Annotated in this window: 15 protein-coding genes; 11 read left to right on the top strand and 4 right to left on the bottom strand. The window is 69.2% G+C overall.

Annotated features, from left to right (window positions below; genetic code table 11):
• Positions 1-285: 285 nt before the first annotated feature.
• The 3 genes from WMF11_RS39110 to WMF11_RS39100 are packed head-to-tail and all read left to right on the top strand — an operon-like array spanning position 286 to position 4,507.
• Positions 286-1,278, top strand: coding sequence for a hypothetical protein (locus WMF11_RS39110; RefSeq protein ID WP_437974417.1), 993 nt, complete (start codon positions 286-288; stop codon positions 1,276-1,278).
• 15 nt (positions 1,279-1,293) lie between these two features.
• Entirely contained in the window at positions 1,294-2,940 is a 1,647-nt protein-coding gene (locus WMF11_RS39105) for a hypothetical protein (RefSeq protein WP_437974416.1), read from the top strand.
• Positions 2,941-2,977: 37 nt separating this feature from the next.
• Entirely contained in the window at positions 2,978-4,507 is a 1,530-nt protein-coding gene (locus WMF11_RS39100; protein ID WP_437974415.1) for a hypothetical protein, read from the top strand.
• 6 nt (positions 4,508-4,513) lie between these two features.
• Here the strand turns inward: WMF11_RS39100 and WMF11_RS39095 are convergent, their stop codons facing one another.
• The 3 genes from WMF11_RS39095 to WMF11_RS39085 are packed head-to-tail and all read right to left on the bottom strand — an operon-like array spanning position 4,514 to position 6,878.
• Positions 4,514-5,635 carry a hypothetical protein gene (locus WMF11_RS39095; protein WP_437974414.1) on the bottom strand — a complete coding sequence of 374 codons (1,122 nt, stop codon included), beginning with the start codon at positions 5,633-5,635 and terminating at the stop codon, positions 4,514-4,516.
• Positions 5,632-6,342: a hypothetical protein gene (locus WMF11_RS39090; RefSeq protein WP_437974413.1), complete on the bottom strand. Its 711-nt coding sequence runs from the start codon at positions 6,340-6,342 to the stop codon at positions 5,632-5,634. Before WMF11_RS39090 ends, WMF11_RS39095 begins: the two co-directional genes overlap by 4 nt.
• Positions 6,339-6,878 carry a hypothetical protein gene (locus tag WMF11_RS39085; protein WP_437974412.1) on the bottom strand — a complete coding sequence of 180 codons (540 nt, stop codon included), beginning with the start codon at positions 6,876-6,878 and terminating at the stop codon, positions 6,339-6,341. The genes WMF11_RS39090 and WMF11_RS39085 overlap by 4 nt, the downstream gene beginning before the upstream one ends.
• Positions 6,879-7,520: 642 nt before the next feature.
• Between WMF11_RS39085 and WMF11_RS39080 the strand changes: the two genes are divergently transcribed.
• From WMF11_RS39080 to WMF11_RS39055, 6 genes are all read left to right on the top strand, one after another.
• Complete coding sequence (locus WMF11_RS39080) at positions 7,521-8,558, top strand: deoxyhypusine synthase family protein (protein WP_437974411.1); 1,038 nt, start codon at positions 7,521-7,523, stop codon at positions 8,556-8,558.
• A 42-nt stretch (positions 8,559-8,600) separates the two neighbouring features.
• Positions 8,601-9,644, top strand: coding sequence for an NAD-dependent epimerase/dehydratase family protein (locus WMF11_RS39075; RefSeq protein WP_437974410.1), 1,044 nt, complete (start codon positions 8,601-8,603; stop codon positions 9,642-9,644).
• Between the two features lie 62 nt (positions 9,645-9,706).
• On the top strand, positions 9,707-10,594 hold the full coding sequence (locus WMF11_RS39070) for a phosphotransferase family protein (RefSeq protein ID WP_437974409.1): 888 nt from the start codon (positions 9,707-9,709) through the stop codon (positions 10,592-10,594).
• A 437-nt stretch (positions 10,595-11,031) separates the two neighbouring features.
• Positions 11,032-12,261, top strand: a complete 1,230-nt coding sequence (locus WMF11_RS39065) for a polysaccharide deacetylase family protein (protein WP_437974408.1) — start codon at positions 11,032-11,034, stop codon at positions 12,259-12,261.
• Between the two features lie 137 nt (positions 12,262-12,398).
• On the top strand, positions 12,399-13,217 hold the full coding sequence (locus tag WMF11_RS39060) for a hypothetical protein (RefSeq protein WP_437974407.1): 819 nt from the start codon (positions 12,399-12,401) through the stop codon (positions 13,215-13,217).
• A complete protein-coding gene (locus tag WMF11_RS39055; protein WP_437544833.1) occupies positions 13,214-14,212 on the top strand; it encodes a HupE/UreJ family protein in 999 nt (332 codons plus the stop codon). Before WMF11_RS39060 ends, WMF11_RS39055 begins: the two co-directional genes overlap by 4 nt.
• A gap of 158 nt (positions 14,213-14,370) precedes the next feature.
• Here the strand turns inward: WMF11_RS39055 and WMF11_RS39050 are convergent, their stop codons facing one another.
• The gene (locus WMF11_RS39050; protein ID WP_437974406.1) at positions 14,371-15,546 is read right to left on the bottom strand and encodes an SUMF1/EgtB/PvdO family nonheme iron enzyme; all 1,176 of its coding nucleotides are present in this window, start codon (positions 15,544-15,546) and stop codon (positions 14,371-14,373) included.
• A gap of 466 nt (positions 15,547-16,012) precedes the next feature.
• On the opposite strand from WMF11_RS39050, the gene WMF11_RS39045 reads away from it, so the two are divergent.
• Together WMF11_RS39045 and WMF11_RS39040 are read left to right on the top strand one after the other, a co-directional pair.
• Positions 16,013-18,511, top strand: a complete 2,499-nt coding sequence (locus WMF11_RS39045) for a penicillin acylase family protein (protein ID WP_437974405.1) — start codon at positions 16,013-16,015, stop codon at positions 18,509-18,511.
• Positions 18,512-18,768: 257 nt separating this feature from the next.
• Positions 18,769-20,568, top strand: coding sequence for an ABC transporter ATP-binding protein (locus WMF11_RS39040; RefSeq protein ID WP_437974404.1), 1,800 nt, complete (start codon positions 18,769-18,771; stop codon positions 20,566-20,568).
• Positions 20,569-20,627: the final 59 nt, after the last annotated feature.

Raw genomic sequence — 20,627 nt, 5'->3', positions numbered from 1 at the left:
GGACAATACGCCCCAATGTGCCACCTGCGCGTTGGCTCAGTATTCGATGCCTAAAAGAGATGGCGACATTGCTGGTTCGAGCTGAAATTTCTCGCGGTAAATGCACGCGCAGGGCGATTTTACCCGCCATTGACGCCGAGCAGTTGACGCAACTACCGTCGTGAGATGCGTTGCGCTCCACAGTTCCTCTCGATTCTCCTTGCGGTCGGGGCATCGACATGCCTCACGAGCGCGGCGCGCGCCCAGGGCGGCTCATCGACGACAAGGTCGGGAGAGCGCTCGACGGTGAAGGACCATGTTCGCCGCGGCCAGAGGGCGCGCGCGGCGGGGCAATGGTCCGAGGCACACGCCGCCTACAAGGCGGCCTTCGAGGCCGCTGACCCAGCGTCGAGCACCGAGCGCGAGCGCGCGGAGATTGCCGGGGAGCTCGGCCTTTGCGAGGTCGCGTTGGGCAAATACCGCGATGCGGCCGAACACCTCGCCTGGAGCCTCGAGCAGCGCGAGGCGCTGCCGGCCGCTCTGCAGAAGCGATTCGAGGAAGGACAGCGCAAGGCAATACCGCATGTCGCGAAGCTCCGTGTCTCCGTCGACCCGCCGGACGCCGAGGTGATCGTCGACACCAAACCCATCGGCCGCGTCGCACGCGTCTACACGCTGTTCGTCGAGCCCGGCCTGCATACGGTGCGGGCCCGAGCACCGGGCCGCGAAGATGCGTTCCAGACCTTGCGCACCGTGGCGAAGGCGGAGCACGAGATCTCGCTCCATTGTCCGCGCGCGTCGGTGAGCAGCGTCAACGAGGACGCGCCGGGTTCACCGAGCGAAACGCCTCGCGCCCTGAGCTCCCCGGCGGCTGCGCAGACGCGACCTGCGAGCCCATGGGCTTCCTGGCCGGGGACGGCGCGGATAGGCGGCATCGTGGTGACGACGGCAACGGCAGCGGCCGGCGCGGTCTTTCTCCTGCGCGCTCACGTCATCCATGGCGATCTGCGCGAGCGAGACATCACGCGTCGCGCGCTGGGGTGGACGTCCCATACGTGCCGGGATGCCAGCGCACCGGCGTCGTGCGCCGGCATTCGTGACCAGGTGAACGAGCGGGATCTGTTCGCGACCCTCGGCACGGTGTCGCTGGCGACGAGCGCCATGTTCGGCGTGGCGACGGCGGCCTCGTTCTTCACGGAGGTTGCCCTTTTCGGTGGTGCGCCAAAGCCCACTGGCGTCCGCCTCGTGCCGGTGACGACGAGCGACCGGGCGGGTGTGCTCCTCGAAGGAGCCTGGTGAGGGGAAGGCAGGGTCATGCGTTCTAGAACGATGGGTCGCCGTCGAGAGGTCCTCCGTTCGCTGGCGTCTATCGCGCTCGGCTTGGCGAGCGCCGCAGGGAACACCGGCTGCTACTCCGACAGCTGTGCGGACAGCTACTGGTGCGAGGTTCCGCCGCCGAAGCCGTCTCCTTGTGACGGGGATCCGAGGACGGCGACGGCGCTCGACATGTGCGGCGTGTTCGTCAGCGAGCTGGGCGACGACAATAGCCCCGGCACGAAGGACGCGCCGGTGAGGACATTGCAGCACGCGATCGGCCTCGCCGCGCACGTTCGACGCAACGGCCAGGCGCCGACCCGGCGCGTATACGCGTGCAGCGGGTTGTTCGAGGAGGCCATCTCGCTGCCCCAGGGTGTCGATATCTGGGGCGGCCGTCTCTGTGCCGGCGGCGACTGGTCCTATGGAGGGCCGCTCGACGAGCAGAGCGCGTTGACCGTCATCGCGCCGCCTGTGGGGAGCCCGGTGCGGGTCCTCGGGGGGGACGACGGTGCGGTCATCGCGGAGGAGGATGCGACGTCGGTGATCTTCGGCGTGCGTGTCGAGGCGGCCGACGCTTCTGCGAGCGACGGCAAGTCGTCGATCGCGATGATCCTGGAGCATGGGGCCAGGGCGATCGTGCAGGGGAGTGAGATCCTCGCAGGGGACGGCAAGAACGGCGAACCCGGCGAGGACGCGCCGAGCTTCCGCGCGAAGGCCGGCGTGTTGGGGAACGACGGTGTGGACGCCTGCATCGCGAACGTGTCGCTGGGCGCCCTTCCGGTCGTGACCGCGTGCGGCGACGGGATCGAGTCGACGGGTGGCCAGGGAGGCGATGGAGGCCTCGAGACGGGCGGCGGTGGAACGTCAGGACTGCCGGAGCCGGACGGGAATCCGGACAACATCGGCCTGGGTGGTTTCGGCGCGTCGTCCAGCATGGCGTGCAAGCCAGGGGAAAAGGGAGCAGACGGCGCCCTTGCAGACCGCGCAGCGGGAGCGGTTGGCGATGGGCTCTTGGGCTTCAATGGCTGGGTCGGAGTCCGCGGGGACGACGGGAAGCCGGGCGGCGTCGGCCAGGGCGGCGGCGGAGGTGGCGGCGGCAAGGGCCGCAGCCCAATAAACGCGTGTCCGGCAGGTCGGCCCCAGGGCGGGGCGGCCGGCGGATCAGGCGGCAGCGGCGGGTGCGGGGGCAAGGGGGGCAAGGGAGGCGACTACGGCGGCGCGAGCATCGCGATCGTGGCCTTGCAGGGGAGCGCTCTCACGGTCGACGACAGCACGGTTCTCGGGGCCAAGGGCGGCAATGGTGGGGTCGGCGGAACGGGCCAGCCAGGGGGCTTTGGCGTGTCCGGCGGCCTCGGTGGGAGGCACCCTTTGGACGGCAGCTGGAACGCGTGCCGCGGCGGCGATGGCGGCAACGGCGGTCGTGGCGGAGACGCCGGCGGTGGTCTCGGTGGCCACTCGCTCGGCATCGGCTCCGTGGGCGCCTCCGTGGCCATCTTGGAGACGGCGACGGTCTTGCCCGGACAAGCCGGCACCGGGGGGCTCGGCGCCAATGCACCCCTGGAGAGCAGGCTCGGCCAGGGGCAAGGCGGGATGGCGCAGTTCTGGTATCGGTTCGATGCACCAGACCCGGGACCGCCTCAATGAACCGCTCTGTGCTGACGGCGCACATCAGGAGACGCCCATGAGGAAGACCACCGCTGCTGCCTTCGTCCTTCTTTTGTCGCCGTGGGCGGCCGGCTGCGGAACCGCGCCCGGCGTGAACGACCCTGGCGTGATGCCTTGTGAAGGCACCTCGTGCGAGCACGAGCCGCCTCCGGAGTCGGTCTGCGTCGAGCACGTCGCCACCGATATCCTCGACGACGGCTGCGGCGTGTTCCTCGCCGGAAACTACGGTTTTGGCGACGACAGGAACCCCGGCACGAAGGCGAAGCCGGTGTTCACCGTCGCGCGCGCCATCGAGCTCGCGCGCGCTGGACGAGGGCGCGTGTTCCTCTGCAACGATGGATTCATCGTGGAGCAGATCAGGGTACCCTCCGGCGTGGATCTCCTCGGGGGCTTCCACTGCCGGAAATGGGTGCGCGACCCCCTGCGCCCGCGGACCACGTTCTCTCACGCCACGGTCTTCGGCCCCATGGTGATTGTCGAGCCCGCGAGCCCCGAGGACACGGGGGCCGCGGACGGGGTGTCGACGCTCGCCGATCTCGAGGTCCCCTCGGCGGGCCCGGTCAGCGTGCTCGTGCAGTCGAGCACGGCAGTGGAGATCCTGCGGAGCGAGATCTCCGCCCGCCAAGGAGATGGAGGCATTCCCGGCGAGAAGTGGCACTACAGGCAACCGGACGGACTGGATGGCATCGTCGGTGGGGACGCGTGCTTGGCAGCCGTCGTCGCCGGCGGGCCTGCCGTCGTGAACCAGTGCGAGAGCGGGCTCACGAGCGTTGGCGGCAAGGGAGGGGACGGGCACCCCGACAGCGCCGAGGATGGAGGCGATGGGGAGCCCGCCGACCTTTTGCCGCCTGCACGCGGTGGTATCGGGGAGCAGGACAACCTCCGTTGCCGCAGCGGATCCGAAGGGGGCCCTGGGGCTTCGGGAACGCAGGGCGTGCCGGGCAAGGGCATCGGGCGCCTCACCGACACAGGGTGGGAGGGCGACACGGGGGGCGAGGGGACCTGGGGCACGCCGGGCCAGGGCGGCGGCGGCGGCGGCGGTCGTCGGGGCGGGCTCGCCGTGTGCGGCGTTGCCTCGAAGGGTGGCCCAGCAGGAGGCTCGGGAGGGGCCGGCGGTTGCGGAGGCCGAGGAGGCCGCGGGGGAGCGAACGGACAGCCGTCCATCGGCATCCTCGCGGTTCACGCCCGGCTGACCGTGCGCGACACCAAGATCACGGCGGACTATGGCGGCCACGGCGGCGACGGCGGGAAACCCCAGGACGGCGCCATAGGCGGCCGAGGCGCAGCGGGCGGAACGCTGGGAGATGAGCTCGGCGCCTGTTACGGCGGCCGGGGCGGTGACGGAGGGCCCGGCGGCTACGGCGGTCCCGGGCGCGGCGGCGACTCGATCGGCATTGCCTACCTCGACGAGGACCAGCTCACGCTGGAGGGCGTCACCATCGAGACCGGACAGCCGGGCAAGGGCGGCACCAGCTGGAACCACGATGGCAGCACGACGGTAGGAGAGAGCGGCGAGGCCCACAAGACGCTTCGTTTTTCCGAATAGCCAAAGTCACGTCATGGGAGGATCGGCGCGGAGATCGGCGACCGAGTCCACGGGCCAGCTCGCCAGGAAGCTCCGGGCCCAAGCGGCCATGGCGGCCGGCGGCTCGCCTTCACCGTCCCACGAAGCGACCAGCGCTTCGAGCTCGCGCTTGGCCGCCATGGCGCGGAGAGTCTTCGGCGATTCGTCGTGCGGACGCATGCGAGCGAGCTCCTCCAGCATTTTGGCCTTGTGTAGGAAGCCGTCTGTAGACGCCGACCGATAAAGCCCAAACGACTGTCGATAGGGCTCCGGCATCTGCTGAATCATCCTGGGCAAATCGAGTAGTATTCCGATCTGGTAGTGCGCGCGGAGCACGGTAAGCACCGTAATGAACCGTTCTGTCAAGCTACTCGGGTCGAGCGTCACGACCGCCCCGCTCTCGGGTGGCGATGGCTCCACCCACTGGCGATCTATGGTAAAAATGCAATCGTAGAGCGTCGCACCACGCATGCCAACCACCACGTCCGGCACGAGAGTGGTACCGACCTCCGGTAGCATGGGCTGACAACCGAAGGTCGACTCGATCTCATGGGCGATCCACGTCGCGAAAGGCCGTTCCTCTGGCGCCAGATCGAAGGTGATCTCATGTCGTGTGACGGTCGCGCTATGCAGCCTCTCATCCTCCGGGTTCAGCACGAGGTCGGGCCCCAAAGCACTTCGTGGAATGGAGAAGTTAATACCGTACGGAACCACGAAGCCGATAGGCGGCATAACACGATCGAACATGCGATAGCTGTAAACGACATAGTATGGGGCCAGAAAGCTCACGTGAAACCAAAGTGTTCGACGGTCGGGCGCGTTCGGCAGTTCGACTGTGAACGAATAACATGCGTCACAGGCGCCAGCGGCTAGGTGAAGTGATCGGTTCATGAGTAGCACGTCAGGGAATCGCTCTGATATGCGACGCCGCATGGCATGCCAGCGTTCGTCCTTGGATGCTTGGAGCCGCGCAGCCACGAGCCGAGCGTGTTCTTCAGTCTGTTCGCGCTGTGAGTCGTCCTGCCAAAATTGGTTCGGGTCGGGACCGCCGATCCCACGGGGGAAGTATCGGTACACGATTTCCAGTAGTTGACCGACCGCGTGCTTCATGACTTGTTGACCACCACACCAAGTTTTTTGTATTGTTCTGCAAACGTGTTCTTTACGTTTGTAAAAAACTCTGAGCAAAATATGCCAGGTGGCAGCGCAAAACGCCCCGTCCTCTCCATCTCGCCTGCGACCATATTCGTCACTTCAGCGCTGTACATTGCCGCATTGTCAGCCGATATAACTCCCCAAAGGTGATTTCTTATAGGCATTCCAATGCGAAGAAAGCACGCTGCTGCGCCATCTTCTAGGTAGATGACTAGCCCTGATTTTGCCTCCTGCCAACCACCTGCGACATCAGTCCCATCGTCCGCGACGATCGTGACAAACTTAAAGTCCGACGGCTTGAACCGCACACTTGCGCACCCCATGGTCGGAGCGCCGCCCTGCTGGCAGGGGTCCGGCGGGCTCGTCGGGCTCGCGGTTGGCCTCTCCGTGCTGTCGCTGTCGCTCGGGCGCTCCTCTTCTTCCTCTTCTTCGAGGTCCGACTCGTTGCACGCGATCTCGCGCTCGCCGCCCCCCTGCGGGTCGGCCCCGAAGTCACCGGATGCGGCGGAGGTGAAGATGGGGCGGGGCTCCGAGCCTGGACCGGCCCCTGCCCCCGAGGTCCTCTCCTCGACAGGATAGCAGTCACCGAACGTCCGGCTGCACGCCGCCAGCGCCCAAGCCGCGATGACCAAGATCAACAAGAGAGCTATTCTCGCGTTCATTTCTCACTCCATCGAAGCACAGGACCAGCAACGAGCACGACGGACATATAGCCCGGGAGCACCAGACTGCCCCGACCGACCCAATCCACGTTGACGCTCACCGACACCCCCAGCGGTCCGGCGACGTACGCGTTGGTCTGCGCGTGGCCGCCCACGGCCATGCCACCGACGCGGCCGCACAAGGTGGCGCCGCACGCCGGCATGAGGTAGAACGCGATAGACGGCCCCGCGCTGACATTGCCATCCTTCCACGCAACCCCGATGTCAACCGAGGTCTGGTTGTAGACCCCGAGCCCGTCCTCCTGGATCGGGGGTAGGATCGTGCACAGGTCGTGCACCGTGAACAGGATGTCTCGCTGGATGGGCCACGATATGCCCGCATGCGGCCCCACCGCGAGGCGCGGAATGGTACCGGCCTGGAGCCATCCGAGGCTCACTCCGGCGCTGAGCTCGGACGCCTCTCCTTGCGTGGGTACGACGACGAGCAAGGGGACGACCATGACTACCCATGGGATCCGCTGGCTCCGTGTGCCCATCGTCCCCCTCTCCCCTCTCCGCAACGGACGAGCAACGTGACGACGCGGGCGATTCTTCTGATAATGGGGATCCGGCGTCAAACGGAATCGGGACGAGAGGAACACAATGGCCGCGGGTCGTTCCGTCCAAAACGTGCAGTACTCGCAGCTGCCTGCGCGGCTCGAGTGCTCGTCCACCTGCTGGCGCCGGCCGCCGGTCCAGGTCGCAGTGAGAGCGCGCTGGCCGCCACGTGGGTTGGGCTGCACGACGTCGCGTGCGAGCTCAGCCCGTCGCGCAAAAACGTGAACAGGCGTTGGGCGAGAGGGCGCCGACGGTGGCGCGCCTGGAACTCCACGACGGCCGCCCGAGGGCCTGGATGGTGGCAAGGTGGAATGCCGCTCGGAGCTTCACGCGCACCACTCCAGGCCGCAGCGCCGAGACCTCGCTCACGCAGCTCGCCGTCGAGGGCCCGGGCTCGACAAGGTGGACCGCCCGCCGAGACGGGCTTGACACGAACCACGCCACTCGTGCTACGGTGCCCCCGAAGCCACCCGACGTTGCGATGGCGGCCCGGCCTGCGCCGGTCCGTAGCGCGTCCCTGGTGGCCTGCGCGACCCGAGACCACCGGGACGACCTTCGTGGTCGCTGAGGCTCCGCACAACATGGCTGGGACGAAGTCGGCGTCGACGACGCTGCCCCTCCTCTCGTTCGTTCTCCGCAACTACAAGAATTTCAACGCCCGCGCGACGCGCGACGCGCTCCTCGCCTACTGGGAGCACATCGAGCGCGGGGGGAAGATGTTCTGGGCCGTGGCCGGGGCGATGTCTTCGGCCCAGCTCGGCATCACGCTGGCGCCGGCCATCCGCGCCGGCCTGATCCACGGCATGTCCGTGACCGGCGCCAACCTGGAGGAGTCGCTGTTCCGCCTCGTGGCGCATGACGGCTACCGCGACTTCCCCGACTACCGTTACCTCACCAAGCAGGACGACACGCGGATCCTCGAGAACCGGATGCGGCGCGTGACCGACACCAGCATCCCCGAGGACGAGGCCTTTCGCGCGGTGGAGAAGCACATCGTCCCCATGTGGGAGCGGGCGACGGCGAGCGGCGAGCGCCGCTTCTGGCACGAGTACTTCTACGATCTGATCCGGGCGGTCGAGCCCGCGCTCCACCGCGGACCGCCCGAGGAGTGCTGGCTGCTCGCCGCCGCGGAGGCGGGGCTGCCGCTGGTCGTCCCGGGCTACGAGGACTCGACCTTCGGCAACATCTTCGCGTCCTACGTGAAGCGGGGCGAGTGCAGCGCGAGCATCGTGAAGTCGGGCATCGAGTACATGGCCGCGCTCTACGACCAGTATCGTGAGCTCAGCGCAGGCGCGGGCGTGGGTTTCTTCCAGATCGGCGGGGGCATCGCCGGGGACTTCCCCATCTGCGTGGTGCCGTCGCTCAAGTACGATCTCGAAGAGCCGGCCCGGCCCTGGGCCTACTTCTGCCAGATCTCCGACTCGACGACGTCTTACGGTTCGTACTCCGGCGCCACGCCCAACGAGAAGATCACCTGGGACAAGCTGACCGAGGACACGCCCATGTTCGTGATCGAGTCGGACGCGACCATCGTGGCGCCGCTCCTGCTCGGGGCGCTGCTCGAGTGCAAGCGCTACCCCGCCGAGGCTCGGGCCATCATCGAGGCGCGCGGCGCGTGAGCGCTGGCGGCTTTCCTTTCCCTGAAGCGAGGATGCAAGACGATGAGCAAGAAGAAGGTCCTGATCACGGGCGGCGCGGGCTTCCTCGGGATCAATCTGGTGCGGCACCTGCTCGAGCGCGGTTATGAAGTCACGTCGCTCGATCTCCTGGACTTCGACTATCCCGAGCGGTCGAGCATCCGCGAGGTGCGCGGGGACATCCGTGACGCGGCGGTCGTCGACGAGGCGGTGAAGGGGCATGACTTCGTCGTGCACACGGCGGCCGCGCTGCCCCTGTACACGGCGGAGGAGATCTACACGACCGACGTGATCGGCACGCGCGTGGTCATGAGCGCCGCGCGCCGCCTCGGCGTCGAGCGCGCGGTGCACATCTCCTCGACGGCCGTGTATGGCATCCCCGATCACCACCCGCTCTGCGAGGACGACCGGCTCGACGGCGTGGGCCCGTACGGGCAGGCCAAGATCCAGGCCGAGGTCGTGTGCCTCGAGGAGCGTGGCCGGGGGCTCGTGGTGCCCATCATCCGGCCCAAGTCCTTCATCGGACCGGAGCGGCTCGGGGTCTTCGCCCTGCTCTATGACTGGGCGCTCGACGGCAAGGGCTTCCCCATGATCGGCGACGGCAAGAACCGCTACCAGCTCCTCGACGTGGCCGATCTCTGCGAGGCGATCACCCTGTGCATGACGAAGGACGCGTCGATCGCCAACGACACCTTCAACATCGGCGCGAAGGACTTCACCACCATGGGTGAGGACTACCAGGCGGTGCTTGACGCGGTGGGCAAGGGCAAGAAGATCGTGCCCTTCCCGGCCGCGCCGGCGGTGCTCGGCCTGCGCGCGCTCGAGGCGATGGGCGTGTCGCCGCTCTACAAGTGGGTCTACGAGACGGCGTCGAAGGACTCGTTCGTGTCGATCGAGAAGGCCGAGCGGGTGCTCGGCTTCACGCCGAGGTACTCGAACAAGGACGCGCTGGTGCGCAACCTCGAGTGGTACCGGGCGCACAGGAGCGAGTTCGAGAGCCGTTCGGGCGTGACCCATCGCGTGCCCTGGAAACAGGGCGCGATCGGCCTGTTGAAAGCCTTCTTCTGAGGGGCGCGCGGCCCCGGGGAGAGCGAGATCTTCCTCACGAGTCACCCGCAGCGGACACCGGAATGAGCATCGACGACGACGCCCCCCTGCTGCAGGTGATGAGCCATCTCGGCCTGACCCGGGATGCGCTGCTCGGCATCGGCGGTGAAGCCTGCGTATTCGCGCTGGGCAGCGAGCGGGTCGTGCGCGTCCACCATCCCGGGACCGTCCGGGAGACGGTCGTTCGACGAGCCCAGCTGCTGGAGGGCTTCCACGAGGGCGCGAGCGCGGTGCCATTCTCGATCCCGCGTGTCCTGGAGATGACCGAGCTGCACGGCCGCCTCATCACCTTCGAGCCGCGGTTGCCCGGGCGGCCCCTCTTGCAGGTGCTCGGCGAGGCGGCCGGCGCCGAGCGGGAACAGCTCATCATTCGCTTCCTCGAGGCCTCGACGCGCCTGCGAGCCCTGCCCGTGAGCGCTGCCTGGTACGGCGACCTCTGCGAAGCCGAGCCGATCCGGACGCCCTCTTACCGCTCTTACCTCGAGCTGCGCGCAAGGAAGAGCCTGGCCTGCGCCGGGAGCGCGTTCGACGGCATCGATCCGGCGCCTCTGGCCGCCGCGCTGCCCGAGCCGGAGCGACCGAGCTTCGTGCACATGGACTTCTATCCAGGCAATGTGCTGGTCGAAGGCCAGGAGGTCAGCGCCGTGATCGACTTCGGGGGCCTACCCATCGTGGGAGATGCTCGGCTCGATCCGCTCTCTGCCGTCATCTACCTCACGCCGTTCATCACCACGACCGCCACGGATCGCGACCGACGCCTCGCCCGGGAGTGGCTGCTGGCCCAGCACCTGGACGCGCTGTTCGAGCCTGCAGAGCGATGGCTCGCCGCCCGCTGGTCGTTCGCGACCGACGACGTGCGCTTGCATCGATGGTGTCGTCGCGTGCTGCTCGGACACCAGGGGGAGCCGTGAAGCGGACCCTTGGACCGACGCGGCGGGCCGTTGCTCCGGCCGCCTACTCGGGGTCGCCCGCCTGCTTTGCCGATCGTCCAGGCGGGGGTGGCATCCACCTGGCGAGTCAGGGTGACGGCGCTGCGCATGAGGCCGACGCGAAGCCCGGTACGCTCCGGCGGTCGCCGCGCCGCTAGAAAGATACGGCGGAGCGCTTCGCTGACGTGGCGCTCGCTACTTTCGGTAACGTGTGAGCCGTTCGCTACTTTTGGTAACAGTGAGCCGCTCGCTACTTTTGGTAACATGTGAGCCATTCGTGCGATGCGTCGATGCGCGTGCGTCGTGCATAATCCTTTGAGCGCCTTCCGGGGGTTTTGTATCCTCACCCCATGCTCAAATCATCGCGATTCTTCCGCTTCGATAATTTTCCTGCGCCATCATCCTTGGCGCTCGGTGCGATGTTGTTGCTGGGCACGCTGCACGTCAGCGGCTGCGGCGATGACGGGGAGGACACCACCAGCGGCGGCACCACCGGTGGCCAGCAGACGACGAGCAGCAGCAGCGGCGGCACGCCGGGAAGCTCCTCCTCCAGCGGCGGGGAGCCCGGCGCGACCTCGGCGTCGGCCGGGGGGGGCGACGGCGGCTCGAACCCCGCCGGCACGGGCGGCTCGGACCCTGCCGGTGGCGGCGGCTCGGACCCCGCCGGCGGCTCGGGCGGAGCGGGTGGAGCAGGAACGGGCGGTAGCGGTGATGGAGGAGAGGCGCCCGAATCCGGCCTTCCGCCGGGGCCCGGCGCTGGCAACGTGCCGAAGCCGGCCGGCGCGGCCGGCGGGTTCAAGGTCATCGACTGGGCCGGCTTCGCGGGCGCCGTGACGTACAGCTTCGACGACGTGAACCAGACCCAGATCCAGCACTTCGATGAGATGATGGCGCTCGACGTGCCGTTCACCTTCTTCGTCTGGACCGGTAAGCAGGAAGCGAACAACGCGGTCTGGAAACAGGCTCTGATGCGCGGGCACGAGCTCGCCAACCACACGAGGAGCCACTCGAGCAACGACAGCGGCTCCGATACGGACGCCGCGACGAAGGACATGAAGGACAAGTACGGCGTCACGCCGTACACGATGGCGGCCCCGAACGGCGCGGGTGTATACGAGGGCATCGCCCGGACGCGCTTCATGATCAACCGCGGCGTGTCCAACGCCCTGATCGGCCCGAACGACAACAGCAATCCGTTCGTTCTGCCCACCTACATTCCCCCGACCAACGCCTCCAAGGCGCAGATGGACTCGGAGGTCGCGAGCGCGCGAAGCGGCAAGAAGTGGCGCACCTTCTGCATCCACGGCTTCACCGGCGGCAACGACGGCGCCTATCAGCCCATCCCGTTCCAGGCCTGGGCCGATCACGTCAAGGCCGTCAAGGCGTACGGCGACGTGTGGATCGGCACCATGGAGACCATCGGCGCCTACTGGCGCGGCCAGAAGGCGATCACCGACGGCACCAACATGAAGAACGGGAACGACACGACCTACTCGTGGACCCTCCCCACCAACTTCCCGCCGGGCAAGTACGTGCGCGTGACGGTGACCGGCGGCACGCTCAAGCAGAACGGCACCGCGCTCAAGTGGCATCCGCAGGGCTACTACGAAGTGGCGCTCGATGCGAAGTCCGTCACGCTCTCGCCGTGACGCGAGCCGCCCGGAGCCCGCGCCGTTCACCGGCGCGGCTCCGGGCGGAGCCGATCTCACCCGGGGCAGGCCCCGCAGCTGGGGCTTGACGTCTCCGGAGCGTTTGGGTCTCCTCTCCCCCAGCCAGAGCGCGTCTCATGCCTGACATCAGCGGTAGAACCATGGGGAGCTTCGCTCGGTTGCTCCGCGAGCCGGTCCTTCATTTCCTCTTCATCGGCGCGCTGTTGTTCCTCGGCCACCGGCTCGTCGCCGGCGATCCCAGGGAGATCGTCGTCAGCACGGGGCTGAAGGCGGACCTGGAACGGCAGTTCCGCGACACCATAGGGCGGGCGCCGACGGCGGCTGAGCTGGCGGAGGCGCTCGACGGGTGGAAGCGGGACGAGGTGCTCTACCGCGAGGCGCTACGGGAGGGCCTCGATCGGCAGGATGCGACGGTGCGCGTCGCGCTGGCCGAGAGGCTGCGGACACGGGCGGCTCAGCCGATGGCGGCGCGGGAGCCGACGGATGCAGAGCTGGACGCGTGGCTGGCTTCTCACCGGAGCCAGTACGAAACGCCGCTCCGGTACGATTTCGAGGTCGTGGCCTTCTCCAGGAGCGATCCGGCCGCAGAGGAGCAGCGGTCGACGTATCGACGTGCGCTGGCCGACGGCGCGGACCCACGAACGCTCGGTCGTCCGATCGAGGGTGGCAACCTCACCCGCGATTCACTCGCAGCCAAGTTCGGACCCGCGGTCGCCGAGAGCATTGGCAGCTCGCCGCTCGCCACGTGGCAGGCCCTGGAGACCCAGGACAGCCTGCTGCTCGTGCGGGTCAACCAGACAAGCGGGGGGCTGCCCAGCCGCGAGGCGATCCGCGCGACCCTCACCCTCGACTGGACCGCCGCACGGAAGAAGGAAGCCGTCGACGAGTTCGTCAAAAGCCTCCTCGCGCAGTACAGGTTCAAGGAGAGCCCTTGAATCGTTCGCGTCTGCTCCGGCTGGCTCGTTTCCTGCCGTTCTTGCTGGTCCTGCTTCTGGCGCCTGCCCCCGCGGCCGGCCACGCGCTCAACTCGGCGCTTCTTTCGCTGACGGAGGTCGAAGGTCACGACGGGCGGTTCCTCGTGCGCTGGCAGGCGAGCTCGTCCGCGCTGGCGGCCGACCTCGCGACGCCCGCCGTGTTCCCCGCGGCCTGCAAGCTCGACGGAGCAGCTCTCGACTGCGGTCACGACGGCCTGGTCGGCACCATCGAGCTCCCCTGGCTCGAGGGGACCGAGACCAACGTGATGGTCGTTGTCGAGTGGCGGAATGGAAGCCGGCTTGTCCGGGTGTTGACCGGCAACGACCCGAGCCTGGTGGTCTACGGTATTCCGGCGTCCGCCGGGCTCGGCGCGCTCCGGCCGATCATGGTCGACTACACGTGGCTCGGCGTCGAGCACATCCTGACCGGGTTCGACCATCTCCTCTTCGTCATCGCGCTCACGCTGCTCGTGAGCGGCGGCCGGAAGCTGCTCGGCGCCGTCACGGCCTTCACGGTCGCGCACAGCCTGACGCTGGCCTGCGCCGTGTTCGGCTGGTTGACGCTGCCGGCCCCGCCGGTCGAAGCGGCCATCGCGCTCTCGATCGTGCTGATCTGCGGCGAGTGCATCCGGCCGACCGACTCGCTCACCCGCCGGGCCCCGTGGGCCGTCACGTTCGCCTTCGGGCTGCTCCACGGGCTCGGGTTCGCGTCGTCGCTGCTCGACATCGGGCTGCCGGAGAGGCATGTGCCGATTGCGCTCCTGTTCTTCAACGTGGGCGTGGAGCTCGGTCAGCTCGGCGTCATCGCGCTGGTGGTCGCGCTGCGCCTCCTTGCCGCGCGCGTCCCCACGCAACCAGCGACGGTGAGGCGCGGCGTGGTGTATGCGATGGGCGCAATGGCAGGCTACTGGTCGATCGAGCGCGTCGTGGCGATGCTGACGGAAGCCAGCATGTAGAGCGGCGGCCACCCGCTTCGGATACGGGCCCACCTCGACGTTTTCGGTGCTCAGCGCACCGGAGTGCGCTTGCGCGCCGAAAACGCCGATCTGGGCCCGTCTCCTGTGCGGGAGACCGCCGCTCTGCTCGGCATGGTGCAGAGGCGGGCGGAAACCGCTCACCGCTTCTTCTCGCCGCCCGCTGGCGCAGCGGGCGCGCCGCCCCCCGGTGTCGCGTCCACCGCGCCCGGCCCGAGCAGCGTGCCGCACATCGTCTTGCACAGGATGTCGGTCGGCCTGCACTCGCACTTGCCCTGCTGCTTGAGCTCGAGCTTCCCGCGCATCTCCTCGACCGTGAACTGCGCCATCCGCTCGACGCGAGCCATGTCCCACCCCTCCTGGACTTGCCGGGGCGTCCGCGGCTCGGTGGCCTTGCCGTCGGGCTCGGCGCAGCAGCGGAAGCTCAGGAAGTAATAATAGAACCCCTCGTCATGGGTGTAGATCTTCGGCCGGCACTGGTTGCGCACGCCCTTGTACCAGGGGCCGCCGGTGTGGACGCTGTCGAACTTGCCGCGCCAGCCGCCGCTCGTCTCGCTCGCCACCACCTCGTCGGTGTTCGCGGGCAGGTCGGCGACGCCATAGTCGCTGATGCACTCGGGCTGCGACCCGCTCGGCACCCCCTTCCAGAGGCGGGCCAGCTCGCCCGGATCGCGCTTCGCGACCTTCTTCATGTCGGGATCGTCCCAGAGGTGGTCGCCGTTGCACTTCGTCGCGTCGCGCGAGTACCCGTAAGGGAACGGCTTCATCTCGGGGCCCTCGCAGGCGAGCGTCCACTCCGACTCGGTGCAGAGGCGCTTGCCGGCGGCGGCGCACTTGACCTGCGCCTGGTGGAAGCGGTTCATCACCTCGGGCCGCTCCCCCTTCTTGTTCGGCCACTCGTACGTGTCGATGCAATAGCGCTTCTTCGTCTTGTCGCCCGTGCAGCGGGCCGGGGCGGGGGCGAACTCCTCGCAGATCGTCTTCTTGTTCGACTTGTCGTACCAGCTGCGGAGGCAGCTGTGCTCGACCTCGCTGCAGTACTCGCCCTCGACGAGCTTCATGTCGGCCGGGCACGCCTGCTCCTCGGCGGCGGCGGTCTCCCCGCCGGCCGTCCCCGTCTGGGCGGCGGGCGCGCCGGCCTCCGGGGCGGCGGGCGCCGCGGCTCCGGCCTCGGCGGGGGACGCCGCGGCCGCGGGCGGGCGGCCGTCGTGCGCGCGCGGGGAGGGCAACGGCTGGGCGGGCTCCGGGGGCGCGCCGGAGCAGGCGGCGGCGAGCGTCAGGGCGGGGAGGGAGAGCGGGAGCAGGAGGCGTCGCATGCCCGGCGTCATAGTCGAGATCGCGGCGAGGGGAACCAGGCGTCGCACCCCCGGATCGACGCCGCGCGCCCCGGCCGGGCCGGAGGCGGTCCGGCGGGGGCCGTGCTCGCTCCGGGCGGCGGCGCGCCGGGCGCTCTCCGGGAGCCCCGGCTCCACGATGTCGCGCTGCGGATCTCCCCCTCTGCTCCGGCAGGCCATCGACGCGCACAGTTCGCCGTTCCCGCCGGAGGCGCGTGATATCGTGCGCCCGAAGGCAGGAGGAGTATCGCTGATGATGCGTACGGCTCGTTTCGGTTCGCTGGTCCTTGCGTTCGTCTTTGCCGCTTCGGCGGCCGCCGTTTCGTGCGGCGACGACGGCGAAGCCCCGTCCAGCGCGGCAAGTGGCAATGGCGGTGAAGGCGGCGTGGGAGCAGCGGGGGGCGGGGGAGCCGCGGGCGGCGGCGCAGGGGGAGCGGACCCTGGCGGCGTGGCGATTCCCGATCTCGACGGGGATGTCCGGGCGGTGACCGATGAGCTCGGGGTCCTTCACCTCGAGTGCGCGTCCGACGACGACTGCTTCGCCGCGCTCGGTTACTTCCACGCTCAGAACCGCTTCTTCTTCATGGATTTCATCCGCAACCTCGTCGAGGGGTCGCTCGGCGGGCTTGTGAAGGCGGGCGCGCAGGTGCTCGAGCAGGACTATCGGAACCGCCATTTCTTCACGACGCGCGACGGCGAGCCGCTCGAGAGGGTGCTCTACGAGCAGGCGAGCCCGGAGGTGAAAGGGCATCTGGTCGCGTATGCGCGCGGCGTGAACGCCTGGCTCGCCGACATGCGGAGCAAGAGGAACGGCGCGACGCTGACCGTCGAGTACAACCTCGCGCTCATGGTGAAGGACGCGATCCGCGACTGGACGCCGGAAGACAGCACCGCCGTCGGCCTCTACGTGCTCAACGACCTCTCGAACAACAGCGGGGGAGAGCTCGAGCTCGCGGCGAAGATACCGCTGTTCGACGCGGCGCTCGCCGCCGACCTGTTCTCGCCCGCGCCGGTGTTCGACGCGTCCACCGTGCCTGCGGCGCAGACGGCGGACCTCGTGCGGCCCTTCGCGCCGGTGGCCGTGTCGCGGCTCTCGCCGCACCGGGCGCTCCTCACGGGCGCGGCGGAGCGCGCGGCGAAGATCGGCGACGGCCGGCGCAAGATGGCGGGCGACGCCGGGTCGAACAACTGGGTTGTCGGCCCGGGCCGCACCGAGAGCGGCCACGCCGTCCTGGCGAACGATCCGCACCTGTTGCTCGGCAATCCCAGCACCTGGTTCCCCGTCGAGATCGACGCCAGGAGCCGGGGCGACGGCGAATACCACGTCGCCGGCGCCACGATTCCGGGCATGCCGAGCGTGATCATCGGACAGAACGAGTCCATCGGCTGGGGCGTGACCACCGCGTACTACGACCTGGCCGACGTCTACCTGGAGACGCTCACCGGGGACGGCGCGTCGGTCGCTTTCAAGGGGGGAGACGTGGCGATCGTCGAGAAGAAGTTCTCGTTCAAGGACGCGGCTTCCGGCGAGACGATCGAGAAGACCTTCCGCTGGGTCCCGCACCACGGGCCCATCGTGAGCGAGGACGCGGACGCCGGCACCGCCGTGACCATCCGGTGGCGCGGGCACGACGGCGGGACGGACCTCGACGCGCTCTTCGCCCTCGGGCGCGCCGGAAGCGTCGCCGAAGCCAGGACGGGGCTCGAGGCGGCCAGCTTCGTCAGCCAGAATTTCGTCGTCGTCGACACCGAGGGCAACATCGGCTGGTTCCCGTACAGCAAGGTGCCGGCGCGGCCCTGGGCGTCGCCCGAGGTGCCCGCGTGGCTGCCGCTCCCGGGTGACGGAAGCGCCGAGTGGGGCGACCCGATCCCGTTCGCCGAGCTGCCGCAGCTCCTCAACCCGCCTCGGGCCGCGATCGCGACGGCCAACGGCGACATGACGGGCGCGACCGCCGACGGCGATCCCACGAACGACGGGCAAGGCGCGCTCCAGGCGTGGGGCAAGGCCGACGGGACGCGCCAGCAGCGGATCCTCGATCTGCTCGACGAAGGCGGCGACGCGCATTCGCCCGACACCATGACGGCGATGCAAGGCGACACGTACTCGCTCTATGGCAGCTTCGTCGTGCCAGCCGTGCTCTCGGCGGCGGAGCTGGCGACGTTGACGGACGAGGAGCAGGCGGTCGTCGACGCGCTCGCCGCCTGGGATTACACGTGTCCGACAGGGCTCGACGGGCACGATCCGGTGGACGCGGGCAAGGTGGACGACGCGACGCTCGCCGCCGAGTCGATCGGCTGCACGGCGTTCCACGCGACGTTCTATGCGATCGTGAGCGAGGCGCTGGGCGACGAGGCGGCGGCCGCGGGCCTCGATGAGCCCGGGTTCGGGCTGACCGTCGTGGCGCGCGCGCTGCGCGATCCGGCGCGCCTGAGCTCGGGCCCTCTGCTCTGGGACGACGTGACCACCGACGGCGTGGCGGAGACGCAGGACGACATCGTGCTCCGGGCGCTCGCGAAGGCGGCCGCCTCGCTCGCGGTCATCGGCCCGGCGGACGACTGGCGCTGGGGCCGCGTCCACACGCTCACGCTCCGCAGCATCTTCGATAACTTCGGCCTCGCCGTGTACAACGACGGGCCTTATGCCGCGCCGGGCGGGCTCTTCACCGTCAACGTCGCCAACCCGAGATCGCGCGCGCTCCCGGCGGACGGCAAGAAGCCCAGCTTCGCCTTCGCCAACGGGCCGTCGATCCGCCTGGTCATCGACGCCGATCCGGCGGGCCCGAAGATGCGCTTCGGGCTCCCCGGCGGGTCGGACCTCCACCGCGAGAGCGCGTTCTACAACAACCTCCTTCCTCAATGGCTCGACAACGAGCCGCTCGAGTTCCACTTCGGGCCGGGCGCGGTGACGGATCCGGCGAGCGTGGTCAACGTCTCTCCGGCGCGCTGACCCCGCTCGCGCCGGCGCGTGATCCAGACTCCCAGGATCCCTCGGCTCCGCAGGCTCCTGGGACACCGATGATTCCATTCGAACGCGCAGAGAAGACCGTTGCGCCTAGGGTTATCCCCTGCTCGTATCCGGCCGCGCCTGGCGCCTTCTCCTGCGCTGCGATGAGGCGAGAATGAGCATTGGCCGTGAAGCGATCCCTGATTCGTGACCTGCGCCGGAGTCTGAATTACTTATCCCCCCATCGCGCGAGACTTTCCGTGTGCCTCGCGCTCACGCTCCTCTCGGGCGGCCTGCCCGCGCTCGAGCCGCTCGCGCACCGCGCGATCTTCGACCAGATCTCGGCGAGCGCCGGCGCCTTCGGCCCCGGGAGCGGGCCGGCCGCGCCCGTGGAGCAGAGCGCCCGGGCCCTCGCCTGGCTGACGCTCGCCCTGTGCGCGCTCGTCGTCCTCCGGCAGATCGCGGAGGGCCTGGGGGCGCTCGCCGTGTGGCGGGTGCGGCTCCGCATCAACCGCGACCTGCTCGACGAGACCACCGCGCGGCTGCACGCGCTGCCCCTCTCGTACCATCAGGAGAGGGGCGTCGGAGAGACGATGACGCGGGTCGATCGCGGCATCACGTCGCTCATGGACTGCCTTGCTTCGGTCGCGTTCCAGCTCTTCCCCGCGCTCGTCTACCTCGTGGTCTCGCTCGGGATCATGCTCCGGCTGAGCCCGCTGCTCGCGCTGGTCGCGGTCGGGTTCATCGTGCCTCCGCTCCTTCTCGGCAGGGCGACGACAGCGCGCCTCGTGGAGCGCGAGCGCGAGGTGCTCGACCGCTGGTGCGGGATCTACAACCGCTTTCAGCAGGTGCTCTCGGGCATCAAGACGGTCAAGGCGTTCGCGCGCGAGGCGGACGAGCATGCCCGGTTCATCCGCTCCGTCGAGGAGGCGCAGGGCGAGGTGCTCCAGAGCATCCGCCTCCAGACGCGGCTCTCCGCGGGCCGGAGCGTCTGCGTCAACATCGGCCGTGTGGCGCTGCTCGGCGTGGGGGGCCTCCTTGTCCTCCGCGGGGAGCTCGGCGTGGGAACGCTCGTCGCGTTCCTCGGCTATGTCGGCGGCCTCTATGGCCCTGCGCAGACGCTCCTCGGCGTCTACGAGACGGCGCGCCGCGCCGAGGTCGGCCTGGCGGCGATCTTCGGCGTGCTCGACGCCGAGGTCGCTGTCGCCGATCCGGAGCGCGCGTTGAGCCCGGAGCACATCCGGGGCGACCTCGAGCTCGACCAGGTGAGCTTCCGCTACCAGCACGCCGCCGGGCGGGCGGTCATCGACGGGGTCTCGCTCTCGATCCGGGCCGGCGAGTTCGTGGCGGTCGTGGGCCCGAGCGGCGCCGGCAAGAGCACGCTCGCCGATCTGCTCCTGCGGCTGCACGATCCGACCTCCGGGGCGATCCGCATCGACGGGCTCGACCTCCGGGCGCTGTCGCAGCGCGCGCTCCGGCGGAAGCTCGGCATCGTCACGCAGGAGCCGTTCCTCTTCGAGGACACCATCGAGGCGAACCTCCGCTATGGCTCGCCCGACGCGACGAGCGAGGCGCTCCACGCCGCGGCGCGCGCCGCCTGCGCGGAGGAGTTCATCGAGCGGCTCCCCCTCGGGTACCAGACCCTCGTCGGCCGCGGCGGCGTGGCGCTCTCGGGCGGGGAGCGGCAGCGCCTCGCGATCGCGCGCACGCTGCTCAAGGACCCGTCGGTCGTGATCCTCGACGAGCCCACGAGCAGCCTCGATATCGAGAGCGAGACCGCGGTGCAGCGGGCCATCGAGGGGCTCTCGCGGGGCCGCACGACGCTGCTCATCGCGCACCGGCTCTCCACCACCCTGCGCGCCGACCGCGTCGTCGTCATCGAGGGCGGGCGCGTCGTCGAGCAGGGCCCGCCCGCGGCGCTCCTCCGCCGCGGCGGGGCGTATCGCCGGATGATGGATCTCTGGCGGGCGCACGAGCCCTCCGGCGCGAGGGGCCTCGGCCACCGAGCGGGTGCGCTGGAGCCAGCGCTGATCGAGGTCGCGGCGGTGCCCGGCGCGTGAGCGGATCCCGAGGCGCCGGTCAAAGCATGATCGGGAGTTCGCCTCCGCGCGCCGGGCGC

This window comes from Sorangium sp. So ce295 (assembly GCF_051527405.1).
Lineage (GTDB): Bacteria > Myxococcota_A > Polyangia > Polyangiales > Polyangiaceae > Sorangium > Sorangium cellulosum_B.
Note: the sequence above shows the minus strand (reverse complement) of the source record. Positions and strands in the feature narration are given on the sequence as shown.

Coding starts and splice junctions, on each gene's coding strand:
- WMF11_RS39095 (WP_437974414.1), bottom strand. CDS start 5,635: ATGAAGCACGCGGTCGGTCAACTACTGGAAATCGTGTACCGATACTTC.
- WMF11_RS39065 (WP_437974408.1), top strand. CDS start 11,032: ATGTTGTTGCTGGGCACGCTGCACGTCAGCGGCTGCGGCGATGACGGG.
- WMF11_RS39085 (WP_437974412.1), bottom strand. CDS start 6,878: ATGGGCACACGGAGCCAGCGGATCCCATGGGTAGTCATGGTCGTCCCC.
- WMF11_RS39060 (WP_437974407.1), top strand. CDS start 12,399: ATGCCTGACATCAGCGGTAGAACCATGGGGAGCTTCGCTCGGTTGCTC.
- WMF11_RS39075 (WP_437974410.1), top strand. CDS start 8,601: ATGAGCAAGAAGAAGGTCCTGATCACGGGCGGCGCGGGCTTCCTCGGG.
- WMF11_RS39080 (WP_437974411.1), top strand. CDS start 7,521: ATGGCTGGGACGAAGTCGGCGTCGACGACGCTGCCCCTCCTCTCGTTC.
- WMF11_RS39090 (WP_437974413.1), bottom strand. CDS start 6,342: ATGAACGCGAGAATAGCTCTCTTGTTGATCTTGGTCATCGCGGCTTGG.
- WMF11_RS39100 (WP_437974415.1), top strand. CDS start 2,978: ATGAGGAAGACCACCGCTGCTGCCTTCGTCCTTCTTTTGTCGCCGTGG.
- WMF11_RS39070 (WP_437974409.1), top strand. CDS start 9,707: ATGAGCATCGACGACGACGCCCCCCTGCTGCAGGTGATGAGCCATCTC.
- WMF11_RS39050 (WP_437974406.1), bottom strand. CDS start 15,546: ATGCGACGCCTCCTGCTCCCGCTCTCCCTCCCCGCCCTGACGCTCGCC.
- WMF11_RS39105 (WP_437974416.1), top strand. CDS start 1,294: ATGCGTTCTAGAACGATGGGTCGCCGTCGAGAGGTCCTCCGTTCGCTG.